This window comes from Winogradskyella sp. Asnod2-B02-A, from assembly GCF_045063645.1.
Classification (GTDB): domain Bacteria; phylum Bacteroidota; class Bacteroidia; order Flavobacteriales; family Flavobacteriaceae; genus Winogradskyella.
In genome coordinates, this window is the sequence record NZ_JBEFOG010000025.1 from 155,775 (window position 1) to 175,288 (window position 19,514).

The 19,514-nt window shown below is 31.4% G+C and carries 20 protein-coding genes; 1 reads left to right on the forward strand and 19 read right to left on the reverse strand.

Annotated features, from left to right (window positions below; all coding sequences use genetic code 11):
- Window positions 1-43 precede the first annotated feature (43 nt).
- Entirely contained in the window at window positions 44-730 is a 687-nt protein-coding gene (locus ACJJVO_RS01610) for a peptidoglycan DD-metalloendopeptidase family protein (RefSeq protein WP_405569639.1), read from the forward strand.
- Here the strand turns inward: ACJJVO_RS01610 and ACJJVO_RS01615 are convergent.
- The 19 genes from ACJJVO_RS01615 to ACJJVO_RS01705 form a co-directional block, all read right to left on the reverse strand.
- Complete coding sequence (locus tag ACJJVO_RS01615; RefSeq protein ID WP_405569642.1) at window positions 727-2,013, reverse strand: APC family permease; 1,287 nt, start codon at window positions 2,011-2,013, stop codon at window positions 727-729. The two genes, ACJJVO_RS01610 and ACJJVO_RS01615, sit on opposite strands and share 4 nt — an antisense overlap.
- Window positions 2,014-2,090: 77 nt before the next feature.
- On the reverse strand, window positions 2,091-2,498 hold the full coding sequence (locus tag ACJJVO_RS01620) for a hypothetical protein (RefSeq protein WP_405569645.1): 408 nt from the start codon (window positions 2,496-2,498) through the stop codon (window positions 2,091-2,093).
- 83 nt (window positions 2,499-2,581) lie between these two features.
- Window positions 2,582-3,328 (reverse strand): class I SAM-dependent methyltransferase, encoded by a 747-nt coding sequence (locus ACJJVO_RS01625; protein ID WP_405569648.1) that lies wholly within the window; start codon window positions 3,326-3,328, stop codon window positions 2,582-2,584.
- Between the two features lie 365 nt (window positions 3,329-3,693).
- Window positions 3,694-4,548: an RluA family pseudouridine synthase gene (locus ACJJVO_RS01630; RefSeq protein WP_405569650.1), complete on the reverse strand. Its 855-nt coding sequence runs from the start codon at window positions 4,546-4,548 to the stop codon at window positions 3,694-3,696.
- A gap of 66 nt (window positions 4,549-4,614) precedes the next feature.
- Window positions 4,615-5,163, reverse strand: coding sequence for a hypothetical protein (locus ACJJVO_RS01635; protein ID WP_405569652.1), 549 nt, complete (start codon window positions 5,161-5,163; stop codon window positions 4,615-4,617).
- Window positions 5,164-5,540: 377 nt separating this feature from the next.
- Window positions 5,541-5,666 (reverse strand): hypothetical protein, encoded by a 126-nt coding sequence (locus ACJJVO_RS01640; RefSeq protein WP_405569654.1) that lies wholly within the window; start codon window positions 5,664-5,666, stop codon window positions 5,541-5,543.
- A 140-nt stretch (window positions 5,667-5,806) separates the two neighbouring features.
- A complete protein-coding gene (locus ACJJVO_RS01645; RefSeq protein ID WP_405569656.1) occupies window positions 5,807-6,349 on the reverse strand; it encodes a hypothetical protein in 543 nt (180 codons plus the stop codon).
- Window positions 6,350-6,608: 259 nt separating this feature from the next.
- Window positions 6,609-8,414, reverse strand: coding sequence for a DUF885 domain-containing protein (locus ACJJVO_RS01650; RefSeq protein ID WP_405569658.1), 1,806 nt, complete (start codon window positions 8,412-8,414; stop codon window positions 6,609-6,611).
- A gap of 190 nt (window positions 8,415-8,604) precedes the next feature.
- Complete coding sequence (locus tag ACJJVO_RS01655; protein WP_405569660.1) at window positions 8,605-9,273, reverse strand: HAD family hydrolase; 669 nt, start codon at window positions 9,271-9,273, stop codon at window positions 8,605-8,607.
- 113 nt (window positions 9,274-9,386) lie between these two features.
- Complete coding sequence (locus ACJJVO_RS01660; protein WP_405569662.1) at window positions 9,387-10,187, reverse strand: hypothetical protein; 801 nt, start codon at window positions 10,185-10,187, stop codon at window positions 9,387-9,389.
- 165 nt (window positions 10,188-10,352) lie between these two features.
- Window positions 10,353-11,297 carry a nuclease-related domain-containing protein gene (locus ACJJVO_RS01665; RefSeq protein WP_405569665.1) on the reverse strand — a complete coding sequence of 315 codons (945 nt, stop codon included), beginning with the start codon at window positions 11,295-11,297 and terminating at the stop codon, window positions 10,353-10,355.
- Between the two features lie 263 nt (window positions 11,298-11,560).
- Entirely contained in the window at window positions 11,561-12,187 is a 627-nt protein-coding gene (locus ACJJVO_RS01670; protein ID WP_405569668.1) for a hypothetical protein, read from the reverse strand.
- A gap of 173 nt (window positions 12,188-12,360) precedes the next feature.
- The gene (locus ACJJVO_RS01675) at window positions 12,361-12,534 is read right to left on the reverse strand and encodes a hypothetical protein (protein ID WP_405569670.1); all 174 of its coding nucleotides are present in this window, start codon (window positions 12,532-12,534) and stop codon (window positions 12,361-12,363) included.
- A 231-nt stretch (window positions 12,535-12,765) separates the two neighbouring features.
- A complete protein-coding gene (locus ACJJVO_RS01680; protein WP_405569671.1) occupies window positions 12,766-14,238 on the reverse strand; it encodes a T9SS type A sorting domain-containing protein in 1,473 nt (490 codons plus the stop codon).
- A gap of 156 nt (window positions 14,239-14,394) precedes the next feature.
- Window positions 14,395-15,000 (reverse strand): hypothetical protein, encoded by a 606-nt coding sequence (locus ACJJVO_RS01685; protein ID WP_405569673.1) that lies wholly within the window; start codon window positions 14,998-15,000, stop codon window positions 14,395-14,397.
- Window positions 15,001-15,151: 151 nt separating this feature from the next.
- On the reverse strand, window positions 15,152-15,826 hold the full coding sequence (locus ACJJVO_RS01690; RefSeq protein ID WP_405569675.1) for a hypothetical protein: 675 nt from the start codon (window positions 15,824-15,826) through the stop codon (window positions 15,152-15,154).
- The gene (locus ACJJVO_RS01695) at window positions 15,823-16,302 is read right to left on the reverse strand and encodes a hypothetical protein (protein ID WP_405569676.1); all 480 of its coding nucleotides are present in this window, start codon (window positions 16,300-16,302) and stop codon (window positions 15,823-15,825) included. Before ACJJVO_RS01695 ends, ACJJVO_RS01690 begins: the two co-directional genes overlap by 4 nt.
- 173 nt (window positions 16,303-16,475) lie before the next feature.
- The gene (locus ACJJVO_RS01700; RefSeq protein WP_405569678.1) at window positions 16,476-17,528 is read right to left on the reverse strand and encodes a T9SS type A sorting domain-containing protein; all 1,053 of its coding nucleotides are present in this window, start codon (window positions 17,526-17,528) and stop codon (window positions 16,476-16,478) included.
- Between the two features lie 317 nt (window positions 17,529-17,845).
- Window positions 17,846-18,517: a hypothetical protein gene (locus ACJJVO_RS01705; RefSeq protein ID WP_405569680.1), complete on the reverse strand. Its 672-nt coding sequence runs from the start codon at window positions 18,515-18,517 to the stop codon at window positions 17,846-17,848.
- Window positions 18,518-19,514 lie beyond the last annotated feature (997 nt).

Below are 19,514 nucleotides of genomic sequence, written 5' to 3' on the forward strand. Positions count from 1 at the left end.
TTCCATAATATAGTTTTCCTATTTTTATGGAAATTTTCATTTTATGTCGCTTTCAACTTTCGAGAAATTTCTAAAGTCACGCATAGCAGAGCCTTTAATAGATTGTTCAATTCTTAAGAGCGATTATTCACCTCTCGACTTATCCATTCATAATGCTGACTTAAAAGCCATTAATGTCTCATCTTCTAATGATTTAGAAACATTTATTTGGAATTATATGAAAAGCAATGAAGTCAAAGTTGCCTATGGAGGTTATTTAGAGCATCGTGGCATTTACCAACGTAGTGATTATTTTAATCAATCAAATCCAGAAACAGAACGTAATATCCACTTAGGATTAGACATTTGGATTGAAGCCAATACACCAATATTTGCACCTTTAGCAGGCGTAATTCACAGTTTTAAAAACAATACTAATTATGGTGATTATGGACCAACCATTATTTTGAAACATCATATTGATAGCTTTGAGTTTTATACGTTGTACGGCCATTTAAGTTTGGCTTCCATTCAAAATTTAGAAGTTGGAGTAGAAGTGAAGCAAGGAGCAGCAATAGCAACATTGGGTACTGCTGAAGTTAACGGTGATTATCCACCGCATTTACACTTTCAAATTATAAAGGATATTCAAGAATATAAAGGTGATTATCCAGGAGTAAGTAATCAACTTGATTTGGCGTTTTATAAAGAAAATTGTCCTGACCCTAATTTACTTTTAAAGTTATACTAACTGTTTCGTTTCTTTTCATATGTTTTAAAAATCCACTCTGAAATAAAACACAAACTAATAATAGCTAGCGAAACTATGATACCTGTTAGGTTAGATTTGTACTGTTGATTAATCAATATCACCAAAGCTAACGCACAAAGTAGACTACCAGCTAAAGGAATTATCTTATTGCTATTAGTGTCTTTAGCGGTTTTAAAACCTACCCAATTTACAATGCCAAATATGAGAATAAAACCTACGCTTCCGGCTGTAGAAATACTTTCTAAATCTAATAAATTCACTAAAACTAATGTTGCTATTGCAGTAATGAGCAATCCTATAGGTTGGCACCAAAGTTTGGAGGTAAAATGATGTGGTAATTCATCATCTTCGGCAATTTCAAAATTAACACGACTGCCTCCATAAAGCGAAGCATTAATAGCAGAAAATGTAGAAATTAAAGCGGCAATGGTAATAATGGTAAATCCTATTTGACCTAGCATAGGTTTTGCAGCTTCGGCTAAAACATAATCTTCAGCTTTTGCAATTTTATCAAAAGGTAATGAGCCTACTGTTACAAAGGCAATGATAATATAAAGAATGATCACAAAAATTACGGAATAATAATAAGCGCGTGGAATATTTTTTTTAGGATTTACAATATCTGGTGCTGCATTGGCAATTAATTCAAAACCTTCATAAGCCACAAAAATCACCATACCAGCAGCAAATAATTGTACAGGTGTTTCCCAATTAGAAATTGCTAATTGTGATATATTAGGATTACCGATAAGACCATAAGCTCCTATACCAATAAAACCAATTAAAATAATCAGTTTTATAATCACTGCGTAAGATTCTATTTTGCCAACGACAGCAATACTATAGTAATTTATTGCAGTAGCCACAATAATAATGGCACTTGCATAAATATGAAAGTCAATGGTTTTGTTTTGTGTTAGCTCTAATAAGTTAGGAGCGTAAGATCCAAAAGCAGAAGCGTACAACGAGAGCATAATAATATAACTTACCCACAGTAAATTATTAATGGCTCCACTAAAAATTGAAACACCAAAGCCTTGATTTATAAATTTAACAGTGCCGCCTCTGTCAGGATACTTTAGGGATAGTTTTACATAACTATACGATGTAATTAGTGCCAAAATACCTGCAAATAAAAATGCAATAGGAGTTCCTCCATGCGCTATTGAAACGGCTAAACCAAGTACAGCGAAAATACCTCCACCAACCATGCCTCCAATACCAATTGAAATTGCGTCTCTTAAACTTATTTTGTCTGCCACTTAACTGAGTCGTTTATTATTAGGTTAAAGCATTATAATAAGAAGTATTATAAGCTTAACATAATAAAATATGTTTACTAAGATTTCTGTATTTGCTTTTGGGCCAATGTTTTTCCAATGATGAAACCAGCAATAGCTAGCAATCCATCAGAGAGTGAAAACCATAATTCTTTTGGTAGCATAATAATATTAAAAACGGTGGCTGCAAGCATAAGTATGCCCACAATATAAGACGGAATGATACTTTGTTTAGAAATTTTAGCGGCTACAAACATACCAGCTATAATGCCAGCAAAATGACCAATAACAACACATATTTTTGAACCCATAGGGATTTTATCCATATTGTTTGTTATCCACTCCATATCCATAGGTTTTGCTCCTTCTGGTAATGGAAATAAATTATGTCCTATAATTGACTCAAAAATGTAAACGGTTAAGGATGCGACAATAAACCCAATAATGGTTGCTAAAACATTTTTCATAAACCTACTTGATTAGTTAGAGGGTTTAAGGTAATAAAAATTGTTAAAAACCAATCTGATTTTACGTCTTTAGTTGTGGTATGTTATTTTTTACACACTACGTAAAGAATACCTTTGCGTTTGCTTGTGTTTTTTGAAAACTGATTGGCATTTTTTGCTTCTACTACAGAAAAACCAATGTCCTCTAATAATGCCGTTATTTCTGCACGTTTTACCCAATAGGTTTTAGGCTGGTTTTTGTGAAACAGTTTCCAATTGATATCATTATTTATTTTTAACCATGGAAGATGACGACTAGACTGTTCTTCGTTTCTTAGTTTTCTTAACACATTTACAAAAGAACTTAAGGCAGGATTGTAGATTTTAGATTCATAATCTAAAAACGAAAACATAACAATAGCGTCTTTTTTAGCAACACGGTAAGCCTCTTTTAGTGCATTGGTGAACAAATCTTTTTTATCTATAAAGCACAATACTTGCTGCAGATACACTAAATAGTCAAACGAATCACTGTCATAATTTTCTAAAACAGCAGCATCAGATATGTTGAAATTAATATTAGAATCATTGGTGCTCGCTCGTTTTTTTGCATGTGCTATCATATTAGGCACCACATCGAATGCAGAAATATGATTGAATCCTTTTTCTTCAATACAAAAAGAGAGTCTTCCTCCTCCTGTTCCGGCTTCTAAGACATGTTTAGAAGTGTCTGTGATGTACTTGTTTAATAAATGATCCTCAGGTTTATTAAGGTTTTGGTGGTTGGCCCATAATTCAAATACTTCATTTGAATAGCGCTCTGCGTTTAAGTTTTGTACGTCGGCTGTCATTTGTTTTCCCAATTTTAATTATTGACATATGTCAATTAGTTGATTTATAGCTTTTTAAAAATAGGTGATATCAAACAGTAAAAAAAATATATTTTTTGTAAGTTATTAACAATCAGTAGTTGAGGTGTATTTTTGTTATGTTCAACTCTTTTTTTTGCATTTAATCGTAATTATTGTATGCTAAAGTCTAAGGAGGTAACTCTCTGTATTTGTAGCTTTTATGTTTTTTTTGTGAAACGTAGATACTTTAAATTGTATTAAAACAGATTATGTGGTTTTATCTATTGGGTTATAAGTCTTTAAGAAGAGTTAAATGCAAATGGACTAATGGTAATAGAAAAGTAAATTAATAACGTTTTATCTAATTAAAGATGGCTAGTGTCGTTAGCCATAATTTCTGCTATTTTAGATGGAAACAATTTTTTAAAGCGTTCAGGGAAGTCATCTTTTAAATATAGAGTTTCCTTTGTAAATGGATGTTTAAAACTTAAAGAATAAGCGTGTAAATACAAGCCTTTGCCATTCAAAATTAAATCTGAAATACCATATGTTTTATCTCCAAGTATGGGATGGTTAATGCTAAAAAGATGTTTGCGTAGCTGATGTCGTCTGCCAGATAAGGGGTTTAATTGTACTAGGTTCAGTTGGCCAAATCGCTTTGAATCTACTGATGACAAAACTTTATAATGAGATTGTGATGGTTTATCATCAATGTTAGAGGTAATTTTACCCTCTGTATCCATATGTCCAATAGTCACAGCATAGTAGGTTTTATTAATGGTTTTAGCTTCAAAAAGTTGGTTTAAAGCTCTAATGCTAGCGCTTGTTTTTCCCGCTAATAAAATTCCCGTAGTTGCAAAATCTAAGCGATGCACTGGCTGAGGTCTTGTAGCATCAAAAAGTGTACTTCGCATTATGTTTTGCGCTAAAGCTTTTCCAATAGTTTTAAACGTATTACCACTTACTAAAATACCTGCAGGTTTGTGAATTGCAGCTAAATAATCATCTTCAAATATAACTGTGAGCGGGAAAATTAATGTCTTAGTTGGACTTACATCTTTTGGAATAGCTAAGGTAATGCGTTCTCCTCCGTTTATAAATGTTGCAGAAGTTGCGATATGGTCATTAACCGTTATATACTTTTTCTTTAGTGCTTTTTTTAATGCAGACTTAGTTAATGCAGACTTAAAAAGACCAACACCATACTCTTGTAGTCGCATTGGAAACGGTAAACTAGGAACAATATGTGTTTCGGTAAAGTTGATGGTGTCTATAATTTAGAGCGTTTAATTAATGCCATTGGGAGCTAAATAATTACCATCATAGCTACCTGTAATGACTTGTCCATCCGTTCTGGTAAAGGTAAATGTAAAAACAATATTGTATGAAGTAAAATTAGTAATAGTAACAGAACCAGATTGTGCAAAGACATCAGCATCTGGGTCGTTGTCCGATAGAAGGATAGTGCCAGGATTGAATTCTCCATTTTCAAATGAACTATTAATTGAAATATCATAATCTTCAATAGTATCATAAGTTGTGTTTTCTATACTTGCAGTATTAATATCGAAATACACAAATGCAACAGCATCTAAATCTCCATTACCAGTTATTTCTGAACTTGTTTTATTAAACAAGCTAATTCCTATATCACTTGGTGCATTAGTTGTTGTATTCTCGTCAGTAATTATAGCAGATACTAAAGGGTAGCTTACACCATTAAATATAAATTCATTAGTGTCTTCTGGTGTAGTGCTGGTGTTTTCTTCTGGTGAACAGGAAATAAGAATAATGGTAAATAAAAGTGCTGTAAGATGAGGTAGTTTGGGTGACATAATCGTTTTATTTTCAAATTAATAAGTAGGTATTAGAAGTAAATATAGTTTAAAAATAATGATGTGTTGTTTTTAGAAAATTTTTATTTCGAAAATTTCTCGGTCTATTTAATGAAAAATGATTTTATTGGAAGACATAGTCGGGATTATTCTAGAAATAAACGCATGCACTTTGTGACATATTTAAAATATCTGTGTCTTATTAGTAAAGGATATAACATCATCCTCAATTAATGAAACATAAAGTAAATCCTTCCAGATCTCTAAAAAGAAACATTAATTGTACTGTAACACATACATAGAAATAGAATTCCCAAATTGAATTTTCTATAAAAGAATCCTGATACATTGTATCAGGATTTTTTTAGTTTATTAATTTAATCATCAAAAAAATCACCTTCGTCTGGTCCTGTGGTATCGTCATTAAAATCTAATAAATCTCTATTGTAATAGCAAAAGCCAACAATGACTATGAAAATGACGACTAAAGTTGCGATATACATTTTACGAAGGATTTATTAAGACAAATGATTAGAGCCAAGTTAGTAAAAGTAATTTAATTGAAAACCACTAACGCCAGTTTGATTGATTCCGATTTTTTTATCGGGATTGTAGCGAGAACCTTCAAAAATGAAAATTACGCTTACTCACAATCAGCTTGAATCGTTTTATTTTTCCACTGTATCCAATATTCTTGTAAACCTTCTGGTGTAGTTTTTAAATCACTAATATTTAATTGATGGCCTTGCATCAATACATCCTTAAGTTGTGCTTTGCGTTGCGAAAGGGCAGGAGTATGATTCCAACCACCAACATGATCAAAAGACGTATAGGCTTCACATTTTTGACTCACTGTTTTAAAAGGAATAGATAAGGTGTAAGTGACATTACCAGAACCCATACCTTTTGTAATCATCATTATCTGTTCAAAATCTACTTTACTATAATCACCAGATGTAAAAAGTGCTTTTAATTGGTCTCCAACAGCCTCAGACATGGTATTAGAAAATTGATGTGCAATGTCGTCTCCGTTTATAAATTCTTTGCCTTGGTAAGTTCCTTGGCAAGCTTTTGTATGACAAGTGATGCCGTTTTCTTTGGTGATGTTTGTTCCTTCTTTTTTATCTTGATGGTTACAGTTGGTAAAGCCGAAGATTAAGATTACTAAAGTGATAAGCTGTTTCATTGCAATTTAAAACTTCTTTTTTATTCGTTTGACTTCTTATCCTATTTTAATAACCAAGTATGAGTAAGTAAACCAAATAAGATAATCGCTAGCGTTAAACCTGTTATTTTTTTCTTTTCAGAATTATAGAATATATTCATGGCTTATTAATTTATGTGATGTAATATGGTAGCGTAATTTAATGACCTTTCATCTAATTACGCTACTTATGTTGAATCTCACAGATAGAAACAAGGACTAAATTTTTCTAAATTGTCTATTAACTTTTCGTAATCCATGCATCAATTTTCTTTTCTAAAAGTGCAAGCGGAATACATCCAGTTTCTAGCACTTGCGCATGAAACTCACGGATATCAAAAGCATCACCTAGTTCTTGTTCAGCCTTGGCTCTCAGTTCTCTTATTTTAAGTTGACCTATTTTATAAGATAAGGCTTGTCCTGGCATGGCCATATAACGCTCAATTTCGGAGGTAATACTTGCTTCAGATTCTGCTTCATTTTCTAAAGAATATTCAATCGCTTTTTCTCTACTCCAGCCTTTAGCATGGATACCTGTATCTACGACTAACCTAATTGCTCTGTGCATTTCCATACCCAACATACCAAAATATTGATAAGGATCTGTGTACAAGCCTAATTCTTTTCCTAAACTCTCAGTATAAAGTGCCCAACCTTCACCATAAGCGCTATACCATAAGGACTTTCTAAATTCTGGTAAATCTTCGTTTTCTATCGTTAAAGAAATCTGATAATGATGTCCTGGTATGGCTTCATGTAAAAATAAAGCTTCATCAGAAAACGTATTGTAATTTGCAGCATCAATAATTGGGACATAAAAAACACCAGGTCTTGAGCCATCTGCAGCTCCAGGATTATATTCTGCACTGGCAGAAGCTTCTCTAAATTTTTCGGTTTGTTTTACTATAAAATCGGCTTTTGGCTTATTCGCAAAAAGTTCATTTAATTTGGGTTTCATGGTGTTGTGAATGGCATTAAAATTCGCAATCACTTCTTCTGGTGTCTTAAAAGGCATCAAATCTTTATTGGTTCTAACCGCATTAAAAAAAGACTTAAGGTCTCCTTCAAAACCTACTTGTGCTTTTACTTTTTCCATTTCGGCTAAAATTCTTGCCACTTCTTTTAAGCCTAATTCATGAATCTCATCAGCCGTCATATTTGTGGTTGTAAAAAACTTAATCGCATGGTCGTAATAGGCTTTGCCATTTGGTACTTCCGAAATACCACTACTTGTTCTTCCTGCATCTAAATAATTAGACTGTAAGTAGAATGCCATAGATTTAAATGAGGGTAGAAGCTCGTCCATTAATACTTTAGCATACGCTTCGGTTAAGCGCTCTTTATCTTCTTCAGAAAAACTATCTGGCATAGCAAGTACAGGTGCATAGAATAAATGCTCAGAAAGGTCAGTGATACCTTCAGCTGAGGTGTTCACTGTGGTTAGTGCATCAAACTGCGGAATCACTTTTTTGATCAGTGATTTTGGTAATACATAACCTTCTGCGCTGCCTTCTTTCATGCGTTCTTCTGCCGTTTGTAACCAAACGTTGTACTGTTGTAGTCGTTTTAACCAATCGTCGTAATTTTTAACGGTTTTAAAAGGTTGTGCACTAGTACCAGAAGCCCATTGTGTCATCAATAAATTACCAGACCACATTTGGTTGATTGGCATGTAAACATCATTTTTAAAACTAGATTGTGCCAATGCCATTTCGCAATCCCAAGCCATTACCGCTTTACTCATCTGTTCACTTTCTGTGAGATCAGCATCATTAAAATCTTTTAATTTTGATGCGTAAGACGTATAAAAATTTTGAAAATCTTTATGGTATGCATCAGATAGAAAATTAGGAAACGAAGCATCAAAACGCGAATCTCCAATAAACGTAGCCTCAATAGGATTCAGCTTTAATTTGCCCTCACTATAACCCTCTAACATGGTTGCAAAATCTGAATTTTCAGTCGCTATAACTTCTTTTTTTGCTTCCTCTTTACAGGAGACCAAGATGAAGCTCAAGGTTAAACAAGCAATGAGTAATTTTTTCATTTTTTTTTGGTTTTAGGTTGGTGGTAATTATCTATATGTCTTAAATATAGTGTTTTAAGTTGTAAAAAGGCTTTTTTTTGTATTTTAAAAAAACAGGTGTTTGTTTAAAATTAATGGAGTATGACTATATGAAATTGAGCCAGCACGTCACTAACTTTGTATTTATAGTCTCAGCCCAAATAATCTTAGGTTATATAAGTTTCATTAAATCTAATGGATCGCTTAATACATATTTAGCACCATTTGCAACTAATTCTTCTTTTGGTCTATAACCCCATAATACACCAACGGCATACATATTTGCATTAGTTGCAGTTTGCATGTCAATACCAGTATCTCCTACGTAAATTATTTCTTCAACTTTAATGCCTAGGTTTTTAGCGATTTCTATGACTGTAAAAGGATTTGGCTTTTTAAGCGGTTCAGAAGTTAAACCAATTACAGGATCAAAATAGTTAGGGAATAACGCATGTGTGATTTTCTTAGTCAACTCATCAGCCTTATTAGATAATACACTGATTTTAATATCTCGAGAAATTAAATTGTTGAGTAATTCAATAATGCCATCGTATGGTTTTGTTTTATTAGTACAATTATTGCGATAGACCTCAATCATCGCATGCAAACAACGCTCAACTTGTTGGTCATCATTATGTGCTAATGGTAGCGATTTACTTACCAGACTTCTAATGCCACTACCAATAAAACTTTGATGTTTTTCATAGCTATGCGTCGGGTAATTGTAGCTTTTAAGAACCGTATTCATAGCATCTGCTATATCTTGAAGTGAATTAACCAATGTACCGTCTAAATCAAAAATAACTGCTTTAAACGTTATGTTTTTATCTTTTATGTCCATTACAATCTTTTAGATGGTGAATTTAATCATTAATTTCAGTGTTTAAAATGATCTGGATTTGTTTTGAGTCCGCTATAATTAGGAATTAATTGTCCACCGTGTCACAAACAGTTTTATTCGTATTCAAATGTAGTTGTTCTAGCGATTCTTTGATTATTATTGTTATCTGTTTCTGTTACTATTTTACTTAAAGGATAATTATCAGCATCATATGTTATAGACGTTTCAAAATGATAAATAACCTCATTTGGTAGTAAGTAATTATAGGTTGTGGTTCTGTTTGTCTCATTGTTTCCACATAAGTTCATAAGAAGGCTCTCAGCTTCAAAAATAATTTTATTAGAATTAGTAAAAGCATCACTAGGTGTTGAATGCGTGTCATATTGAATTTCAGAATAATCAGTATCTTCTGCTGTTATAATATTACCATTGGTATCATATGTGAAATTCACGGTTTGTTGAAATTCAGTCTGTACAGAATAATTGTAACTTTCAATCTGATTATCAGAATTATAAGTGAATTCTAATTTTTCATCTTCAATGCCAATAGCATCGTAAATTATTCTTTCAATTAAATTATTATTTAAATAGTTAAATTCAAATGTTCTGTATAATGACCCATTATTGTTATGCGTAGCAGATATAATTAAATTATTTTCATAGTTAAAAATAGTATGGTATACATCTGAATTTGTTTGCCCTAATGCGGTAAAACTGCTTTCTATTTCAGAAACGTTATTATCGGAATCATACATATATAGTTTTTCATATGTTCCGTAATTGCCTTCTTCGATGACTCTAATGAGCTTTTTCTCGTTCAACCCAGGTTCTTCATTAGAATTACTGTCATCAGACGAGCAAGAAAACATGCTTAGTCCTATTAAAACTCCTAATAATAAATTTAGTTTCTTCATTTGTAATTTTGGGTTTTAATTGTTTGCAGCCTGTTTGTATAAGATTAGTTGCGTGTTTTAAGCACTAAAGTTAGCAAATAAATCACAGATAGAAAGTCTGCGATGACTTTAATAAGTAGGCTAGAACTAGGGATTAATTAGATGTGTTGTTGGCAGTAGTTTTTATCAAGTCAAATGGTTTATTATTTTATTCAATTGTTTTTCGGATAAAACAGGATCAAAATATTTTATGTAATCATTTAATTCTCGGAGTAATTTTACCTTTACATACTTAAATTTAGCTTCTGGCTTATTTTTAATCATAACAATTACATTTCGAATGGGTATTTTTTGTTCTCCCCAATGATGTTCGTTTAAAGTTAGATTTTCAGAAATGTAAATATAAAGAGCAAAATTTGACCTTTCAATTTGTTCAATTGGTGATCTTAAGCTTAAAGAATTGACAGACGATTTACTCCAATTTTTTGTTTCTATTATAAAAATCCCTGCTTTTGAAATTAAGAGATGGTCAATTTGTATGGAATTAATTCTCTGATTATATTTTTTATAAAAGACTGGCGGAGAAAAATTTAAATTAAAATCATTAATTAAAACATAATCATCCGAAAGTTTCTTTATTTCTTTAACAACTAAATTTTCTCCAATTGCTCCTGAAATTAGATTTTCTGAGTTTTCTAAAACTTTACGTGTATATTCTAATTTTTCAATTTTAAGTTTTGCTTTTTTTTTAATTAAGTCTTGTTTATTATTTTGATATTCTTTTATGAAAAGTTCATCATTTTCAATGTTTTTAGAGATTTCTTTTACAGATGAACTTATCAATTTTATTTTATTTTTTACAAATTGGTTAGATTGATTTGATAGAAAATAAAGGTGTACACTTGAGAGTAGTTTTTTGAAAAAGTTATGACCTTTATTACTGTGAATTAAATCAATTTTTGTCTGTAAATTAGAGATTTTATTATCTATTTTTTCCGTCTCTAAATTGATTATTTTAGTTTTCTTATGAATTCTTTTTTCAAGGTTAGTACACGTTTCAGAATATTCTATTTCCAATTTATCTGAAGCGTCATTAAGAATTATGAGTTTTTCTGAATTATAATTTGACAAAAAATGATTAATCTCGCCTACAGAATTAAATCTGGTAACTCTTTTATTCTCTAACTCAGATTTTAGAGATTTTAATGATTCTATAGTGCCAAATATTCTCGCCATTTACGGAATTTTTCAAATTACAGCCAAGGTGTTTGTATATGGTTTGTTAGTTATTATTAAAACGTAGTTTAATAAATAAAAACCAAATATAAAATTAGCTAAAATTTCCGTAAGTATTTTATAGTCAAGTGATAAATTGTATTTTTTATTGTAATACGTTATTTATATTGGATACTAGTATTTATCATTTCAAATGTCATTTTACCTTCAGTTGTTGCTGATCCGTCTTCCTCAAGAGAATCTTGAAATGCTATATATTTAGAATTATTTTCTCCAGTACTATATTTATAAAATTCAATACTTAATTTTTGTCCAACCAATTCTACATTTAACTGAATTCCGCTTAACATTTTTTCGCCAAGTTGAGATTGAATATCTTTTGTTTTGCATTTTTCTTTCCCAAACTGAATTATCATATTATCAATGAAATCTTTTACTTGCGATGTTCCATCAATGTCAAAAATCATTATTACATAATTATTTCCATCTAATGTCCAGTTTCTATAAGCTTCACTTTTTTCAACTTCAAAACTAAAGTTACTAGGATATTCAAATGAAAGATTCCCAGCATTAAATTTCTTATAGCCGAGCAGTTTAATTGATATTTTTGGGTTTTTTAACTCACCATCAATATCTAGTTCGTTGCCTTCTTCTAATTCATATGTTTTAGAATCAACTTGAACTTCGAACATGGACTTTGTTTCCAATTTCTTTTTTGCATTGTCCTGTGCAAATGTTAAAACATTGCATAAAAGCAGTAATACTATTGTAATTGTATTTTTCATAGATTGTGTTTAATGTGCTAAGATAGTTTTGTCTAAGAATAATGTTTTGCTTTAAGCAGTTAATTTAGTAAATACAAACCGAATAGAAAATTTGCGAGGATTCTAGTGAGTAGGTGAGAAGTAGCAATGGATTATACATTGTTCGCTTTTCATTGTTTTTTTAGAGGTTCAATTTATTTACTTGAATCTTTAATTTTTTTAAATATTGCCCATAATAAGATTCCACTAAAAAACACAATACAACTTGTTCCAATTATTTTTCCAATGGTTGAATCAGATGTGTTTAGAATATAAATTCCTAATAAAATAAATAATATGGAATAGCCAAATCCTTGTAATAATTTCATGACTTGTTATTTGTTAAGTTAATTAATATTATTTTTTCAATTCCTATTCGGTGAGCAATTCCGCAACTCTCAAAATTCCGAATTTATTTCAGCTTAGTGTGTTTGTATATGGTTTGTTGCGTGTTTTAAGCAACTAATTTAGTAAACAAAAACGAACGCGAGAAAATTCCGAAGGAATTTTCCAAATAAGTACTTGCCAAAGCAATTAATTATACACGGTGTTGGCAATAGTTATTGTTTAATTATTGGCTTAATTACGGATCCTTCGGCACTCCTAATCTTTAAATAATAATACCCAGATTGCAAGTCAGACATATCAATAGTGTTTTCAATTAATTCAGTTTTTTTTACAATTTTTCCATTTAAGTTTATTATATCGATTTTTAATTTATTATTAATCGATTTTCCATAAATAAATGTTTTGTCTTTACATGGGTTAGGATAAACCAGAATATCACCTTCTAATGATACATTATTTATAGAAAGTAAACTACTCAAGTCAAAAACTTTAGCTTGACCTGAATTTAGAGCTTGAGCATCATTCTTTGGTGCTCCGATTATGACTCTATTTCCGTTACCAGACAATGAAATAGAGAATCCCGATTCATCATCAGCATTTGCTCCATCGATGTCATTTCCAACTTGAAGCCAATCGGTATTATTGTATTCAAATATTCTAACATGACCTGCGTTATTGCCATTACCATCATTTCGATATGCACCAATTGCAACTACATTTCCGCTGTTAGATAAAGAAACAGATGTTCCCGATATATCTTGAATAGCCTCACCATCTATATCACTCCCTATCTGAACCCAAGAATTATTGATAAAATCAAATATCCTAACATGACCCGAGAAATTGCCATTTCCGTCATTTCCATGTGCTCCAATAGCCAGTCTAGTACCAGAGTCAGAAATAGACACCTGAGTTCCAAAGAAATCATTAGAGCTTTCACCATTTAATTCTTGACCTAATGGTATCCAGTTATTACTACTAAATTGATAAACATTAGCCTTGTTAGCACTTGGACTTCCTATGCATAGTATGTTTCCATTTGATGATAAAGAAACAGATCCTCCGTAAGCACTATTTTCAGATCCAGTCAAGTCTTGTCCTATTTGCGTCCATGTTCCTGAAGAATACTCATAAACATGAACATAAGGTACTCCCGTAGCACCAGTAGATCTTTTATCAGCGCCAATAGCAATTCTATTTCCATCAGATGATAATGAAATAGCGTTTCCAAATAAGTCATTTGCTGACTGACCTACAATTTCTTGACCAATTTGAATCCAATCCATTCCATCAAACTCATAAACAACTACTTCTGATTTACCGCTTAATGTATTTGGTGCTATTAAATTTTCTCTATTAGTTATTGCTATTCGATTTCCATTTGCAGAAAGAAAAACTCTATGGCCTAAGTGATTATTATTATGTAGACCATCAATAGTAGTCCCAAGTAATTGCCAATTCATACCATTCTTTTCATAAATTTTCACATGTCCATAATTGTTACCTATTCCATCATGATTAGCAGATCCAAGAGCGATTATATTTCCGTCATAAGAAATAGTAGTTGTATTCCCAATTTCATCAAAATCCACCTCACCATTTAAATCTTGACCTAATTGATTTTGAGAAATCATAAAATAAAAGCTAAATGTTAATAAGGTCGAAGTAAAAATTTTCTTATTCATATTTTGTAATTATTGCCAACGTGGTTTGTATAATATTAGTTGCGTAGTTAAGCACTAAAGTTAGCAAATAAATCACAGATAGAAAGTCTGCGCTGACTTTAATAAGTAGGCTAGAACTAGGGATTAATTTTATAAAGTGTTAGGCACTGTGTTTTTTTAATTTTTTCTTATTATGTCATCTTCGTTATTGTAAATTCCATCTTTTCCAGCAGAAATCAGTGTGTAATTTATAGAGTCAATTAATTCATATTTATAGGGATTTTTCCAGCTATCTGCTTTCCATCTTCCCCAAATAGGTTTACGTATAATAAATGATTCGTAATTTTCTGGAAAAACTCCATAATGATTTTTATAAAGACTTAATTCAGTCGATATGTTATTCATTTCTTCTTTAGTTCTGTCTTCATTAACGTATTCATTCGTTATAAATTCAGCACTTTTAAAAAGTCCAGTTGTTAAAATAGTTAGAGTTAAAGGAAATAAAATAACTATAATAAGTAAACTAAATGCAAGATATCTGGTTGCCGATTTTTTTCCATCACGTTTTTCAATCTTATCGAAAATATCAAAAAGGGCCCAAATCATAATAATTATGTGAGGAAACCATAAAGGGATTAAATCGAAGAAGTCTATATTAAAAATAAGAAAGGTTGAAACTATACCTACAAATAAAATAATTCCACCTTTTTTAAAGTCTTTAAGAATAAACTGTCCTGCTCCAGGTAAAAAGAAAGAAATAATAAAGGGAAGTAGGTTTTTCATTCTGCGTTAATTTCGGCTTACATTTTGCCTGACGGGTTTATGTAAGATTGGTTGCGTGTTTAAGTAACTAATTTAGCAAATACAAACTGAATAGAAAATTCTCGAGGATTTTTGTAAGTAGACTAGAACTAGCAATAAATTATATACAGTGTTAGCTTTTAGTGCTTATTTCTCTCTTTGTTAATAAATCTATTTTTATTCCGTTTTCTTCAATATAAAGAGCTCTACAATGTTTATTGGCAGGATTTTCCACCATTGAAACTTCCTCAAGTTCAACTTCTGTTATATTTCGTGTACACATTTTTCCATTATATAACTTTCCTTTAATATGGTCACAATCTCCATAATCAGATTTGCAAATTGAGCAATGACTTTCTTTAACAAATCCACCATAACTATTGAAAATCATTTTTGGAAATAGAGTTTTCTCGTAATTATGTAAACGTTGTAAGTAATTTTCTAAATGGTCACTTTCAAATGGATAGTTTCTAATTACAGTTCCTAAATGAACTTGACAATCGACAAGAATATCCCAAGCTTGTGACATTTCATCTTCTTTTAAACTTATAAGCATTTTTATTTCACTCTGAATTATCATTGCTAATCGCTCCAAACAATAAATAAGATTTGCTTCGTTTCCATTATTTTTTGTCGCAAATTCTTCTCTTTGAACAGATAGTTTATCAATATAGAGTTGTAAATCCTCTATTTCCTTTTTTTGTAGCTCAATTCCAATTGTGTAAATCGCTATTTTTTGAGCTTTATCAACCACTTCGTTGTAATCACGAATGAGTTCATTAGGATTTATAAGGTATGCTTTTGTCATTTTACTGATTTAATAACGTCAACTAAATCCTTGATTCCTTCTGAATCTCCTTCGTAAGATATTTTCTTGACAGTCTTTTTTTTATGAGTTTCTACATAAATGTCAAGTTTTACTTTTTTCTTTCCAAGTGTACCTTTGAAAAAGTCCTTGCAATATTCAGAGGCAACATTAATAGCTATTGCAATCAGGTGCTGGTTTTCAGATAACATTGATAAACTTATAAAAATTGCTGGTCCATAATAGTCAGCACTTTTTCTATTCCGATAGATTGAAGAGTCGGAATTCAATTGGGCTGCTGCAATATTATTAAGTCTAAAAACTTTCTTAAAATCCGTTGTAGAGTCTGCAAATATAAAATCCGATTTATTACTCACTTCTGATATGTTTTCAGGCAGAAAAGTCAGAGATTCAGGAATGTCAATTTCCAATTCACTTAATTTCTCTAACAGGTTTGATTCTTCTATTTTGTAGTTCATATTTTCAATTCAGACGGATTTTTTTTGCATTAAAGCTAACGGTCTAGTGTATGATTTCGTTGCGTGTTTAAGCACTAAAGTTAGCAAATAAATCACAGATAGAAAGTCCGCGAGGACTTTCGTAAGTAGGCTATAACTAGCAATGAATTATACACATTGTTAGCAAATGTTTTTTATTCTTTTATGAATTTTAATGTGTTTCCGTTGTCAAATTTCAAGAAGTAAAGTCCATTTGTGAAGTTTTTAATATCAATTTTTTCATTAACAGAGACACTTCCTCTATATATTTCTGAACCAACAACGTTATAAACTCTATATTTTGCTCTTTTAGTTAAATTTGCTAATTGAATAAAATTGTTTGAAGGATTTGGAAATATTACAACATTTCTGTTAAAAAAAGTTTCATTAATAGAAAGTTCAGAAAGATTTAACTCTTTTATTTTACCATCAGTATTTGAAGAAAGATACAGGCTATTATTATTTATTGCAAGGCCTACAGGTGTATTTCCTAATAAAACATCTGTAGCTATCGGTGAACTATCGGTAATATCTATTTTAGAGATTTTATTTGCTCCGCTTTCTACAATATACAAGTCATTATTATTGATAAGCATAGAGTATGGGACACTGACTGTTACAACATCTGTTGCTACAGGTGAGTTGCTTGTAATGTCTATTTTAGAAATTTTATCTGCATCATATTCTGCAATATATAAATCATCTCCGTAGAGTGATATGTCGATTGGTCCATTTAGGCCTGTTACAACATCTGTAACCATCGGCGAACTATCAGAAATATCTATTTTAGTTATTTTACCTGAACTATATTCGGCAATATATAAGTCATTTCCATTTAGTAATATGCCTCCTGGGTTATTTAAACCTGTTGCAACATCTATAACCGTTGGTGAACTAGAAGTAATGTCTATTTTAGAAATTTTACTTAAAAAACTTTGTGAAAAATATAGGTCATTTCCACTAATTGCTATTTCTTGAACATTATCTGTAAGATTATATAAACCCGTTACAACATCTGTTGCTACAGGTGAGTTGCTTGTAATATCTATTTTAGAAATTTTACCAGCACTAGATTCCGCAATATATAAGTCGTTTCCATTTAGTAATATTCCTCGAGGGGAACCTAGACCTGATACAACATCGGTGGTTTGGGATTGAATATGTAATCCAATTAATAAAAAGACTGTTAAAATGTAAATTTGTTTCATAAATGTTTTTTTTAAAATTAGTTAAAAGAATTTATTGTTTTAATACCCACTATTAAGTATTTTTTAATGTTTGCTAACTAGTTATATATTCACAATAACTCGCGTTATCCCTTTTTTAATTCCGGATAAGAGCAGTTAAAGTATTCCATTATCATTTTATAAAGCTAAGAAAAACTTTACAAAAAACTATACGTAGTTCTACGTATATTTCAATAAAAATAAGGGAGTTACAATAAAACAGATTACTGTTTCCCGCAATGACATAAAAAAATCCCAATGCATTAACATTGGGATTTTTTTATTTTAGGGTTTTATTACTATTCTGTAGCGTCTTCTGCTAAAGGAGAAATCATAATATGTGCTCTGTGTGTCCCAGGATTCATAATCCAAGGATGGTTTGGAGCTACTGGATTGGCTGGTAAACCTGTAGATTCTGCTGTAGCCCAAGGCATATAAATCACATAGCGCAGTTGTGCGCCATCTACTTTAGAGGTTTCAGCATCGTATAAGGTTTTTGCTCCATAGTAAATGTGCAACGTTGCACCTGAAGGTATTGCAAGGTCACCAGATTTCATTTCTGCTTCACGGATATCAAAGATGTCGTTGTGCTTTTTGCCTTCGGCTTTTAAGGCTCTACCTCTTGCCATAAACGGTTCGAGATCTTTATGGTAACAAGCTGCACTAAAGCCATCCTTTTTTGGGTCGTCTGCCAATACTATAAATTCATTGTCACCTTCTTTTAGGGTTACAAATTCGCCTGCCATATTATAACCAATGATTTTACAATTTGCTCTTCCTGCTTCGGGAACAGCCATTAATGCGGTTGCAATTAAGGCTTCATCTGTATCAATGGGTTGTAGGTTTTTGTGAGGTGCTTTTGGTGTGCTTGCTATGGTATCCGTTGCTTCGGTTGTGGTGGTGGTTTTGTCTGAGGAATTGCAAGACATTAAAAATGTGGTTAAGATGATGGCTGTGATAAAATGTTTCATGGGTTTGTGTTTAAGATGTTTTAGGTTGATGTTGTGTGGTTATGATTTTACTAAATATAATGAAATTCATTGACTATGATTCATTTCATTATTTTAATATTAAGGTTTACGTCAGTTAGAGTGATTTGTGAAGTATGAGCAAATAGTATCGAGAACCTTGGTTGTTGTTAACGCTTCTCGATACAAAATTTCAGAAAGAGAAATTTCACTCGAAGTGACGTTATGGGTTTGATTTATGTTTAGTGTATTATTTTAATATTAAGGCTTACGTCAGTTCGAGTGATTTGTGAAGCATGAGCAAATAGTATCGAGAACCTTGGTTATTGTTAACGCTTCTCGATACAAAATTTTAGAAAGAGAAATTTCACTCGAAGTGACGTTATGGGTTTGTTTTATATTTGGCGGATTATTTTAATATTAAGGTTTACGTCAGTTCGAGTGATTTGTGAAGCATGAACAAATAGTATCGAGAACCTTGGTTATTGTTAACGCTTCTCGATACTAAATTTCAGAAAGAGAAATTTTACTCGAAGTGACCTTGTGGGTTTGATTTATGTTTAGTGTATTATTTTAATATTAAGGCTTACGTCAGTTCGAGTGATTTGTGAAGCATGAGCAAATAGTATCGAGAACCTTGGTTATTGTTAACGCTTCTCGATACAAAATTTCAGAAAGAGAAATGTCACTCGACCTGACGTTATGGTTTTGGTTTATGTTTAGTGTATTATTTTAATATTAAGGCTTACGTCAGTTCGAGTGATTTGTGAAGCATGAGCAAATAGTATCGAGAACCTTGGTTATTGTTAACGCTTCTCGATACAAAATTTTAGAAAGAGAAATTTCACTCGACCTGACGTTATGGGTTTGTTTTATGTTTGGCGGATTATTTTAATATTAAGGCTTACGTCAGTTCGAGTGATTTGTGAAGCATGAGCAAATAGTATCGAGAACCTTGGTTGTTGTTAACGCTTCTCGATACAAAATTTCAGAAAGAGAA

Coding starts and splice junctions, on each gene's coding strand:
- ACJJVO_RS01695 (WP_405569676.1), bottom strand. CDS start 16,302: ATGAACTACAAAATAGAAGAATCAAACCTGTTAGAGAAATTAAGTGAA.
- ACJJVO_RS01630 (WP_405569650.1), bottom strand. CDS start 4,548: ATGCGACTACAAGAGTATGGTGTTGGTCTTTTTAAGTCTGCATTAACT.
- ACJJVO_RS01660 (WP_405569662.1), bottom strand. CDS start 10,187: ATGAAGAAACTAAATTTATTATTAGGAGTTTTAATAGGACTAAGCATG.
- ACJJVO_RS01635 (WP_405569652.1), bottom strand. CDS start 5,163: ATGTCACCCAAACTACCTCATCTTACAGCACTTTTATTTACCATTATT.
- ACJJVO_RS01640 (WP_405569654.1), bottom strand. CDS start 5,666: ATGTATATCGCAACTTTAGTCGTCATTTTCATAGTCATTGTTGGCTTT.
- ACJJVO_RS01655 (WP_405569660.1), bottom strand. CDS start 9,273: ATGGACATAAAAGATAAAAACATAACGTTTAAAGCAGTTATTTTTGAT.
- ACJJVO_RS01620 (WP_405569645.1), bottom strand. CDS start 2,498: ATGAAAAATGTTTTAGCAACCATTATTGGGTTTATTGTCGCATCCTTA.
- ACJJVO_RS01705 (WP_405569680.1), bottom strand. CDS start 18,517: ATGAAACATTTTATCACAGCCATCATCTTAACCACATTTTTAATGTCT.
- ACJJVO_RS01700 (WP_405569678.1), bottom strand. CDS start 17,528: ATGAAACAAATTTACATTTTAACAGTCTTTTTATTAATTGGATTACAT.
- ACJJVO_RS01625 (WP_405569648.1), bottom strand. CDS start 3,328: ATGACAGCCGACGTACAAAACTTAAACGCAGAGCGCTATTCAAATGAA.
- ACJJVO_RS01685 (WP_405569673.1), bottom strand. CDS start 15,000: ATGAAAAACCTACTTCCCTTTATTATTTCTTTCTTTTTACCTGGAGCA.
- ACJJVO_RS01675 (WP_405569670.1), bottom strand. CDS start 12,534: ATGAAATTATTACAAGGATTTGGCTATTCCATATTATTTATTTTATTA.
- ACJJVO_RS01690 (WP_405569675.1), bottom strand. CDS start 15,826: ATGACAAAAGCATACCTTATAAATCCTAATGAACTCATTCGTGATTAC.
- ACJJVO_RS01680 (WP_405569671.1), bottom strand. CDS start 14,238: ATGAATAAGAAAATTTTTACTTCGACCTTATTAACATTTAGCTTTTAT.
- ACJJVO_RS01610 (WP_405569639.1), top strand. CDS start 44: ATGTCGCTTTCAACTTTCGAGAAATTTCTAAAGTCACGCATAGCAGAG.
- ACJJVO_RS01670 (WP_405569668.1), bottom strand. CDS start 12,187: ATGAAAAATACAATTACAATAGTATTACTGCTTTTATGCAATGTTTTA.
- ACJJVO_RS01650 (WP_405569658.1), bottom strand. CDS start 8,414: ATGAAAAAATTACTCATTGCTTGTTTAACCTTGAGCTTCATCTTGGTC.
- ACJJVO_RS01645 (WP_405569656.1), bottom strand. CDS start 6,349: ATGAAACAGCTTATCACTTTAGTAATCTTAATCTTCGGCTTTACCAAC.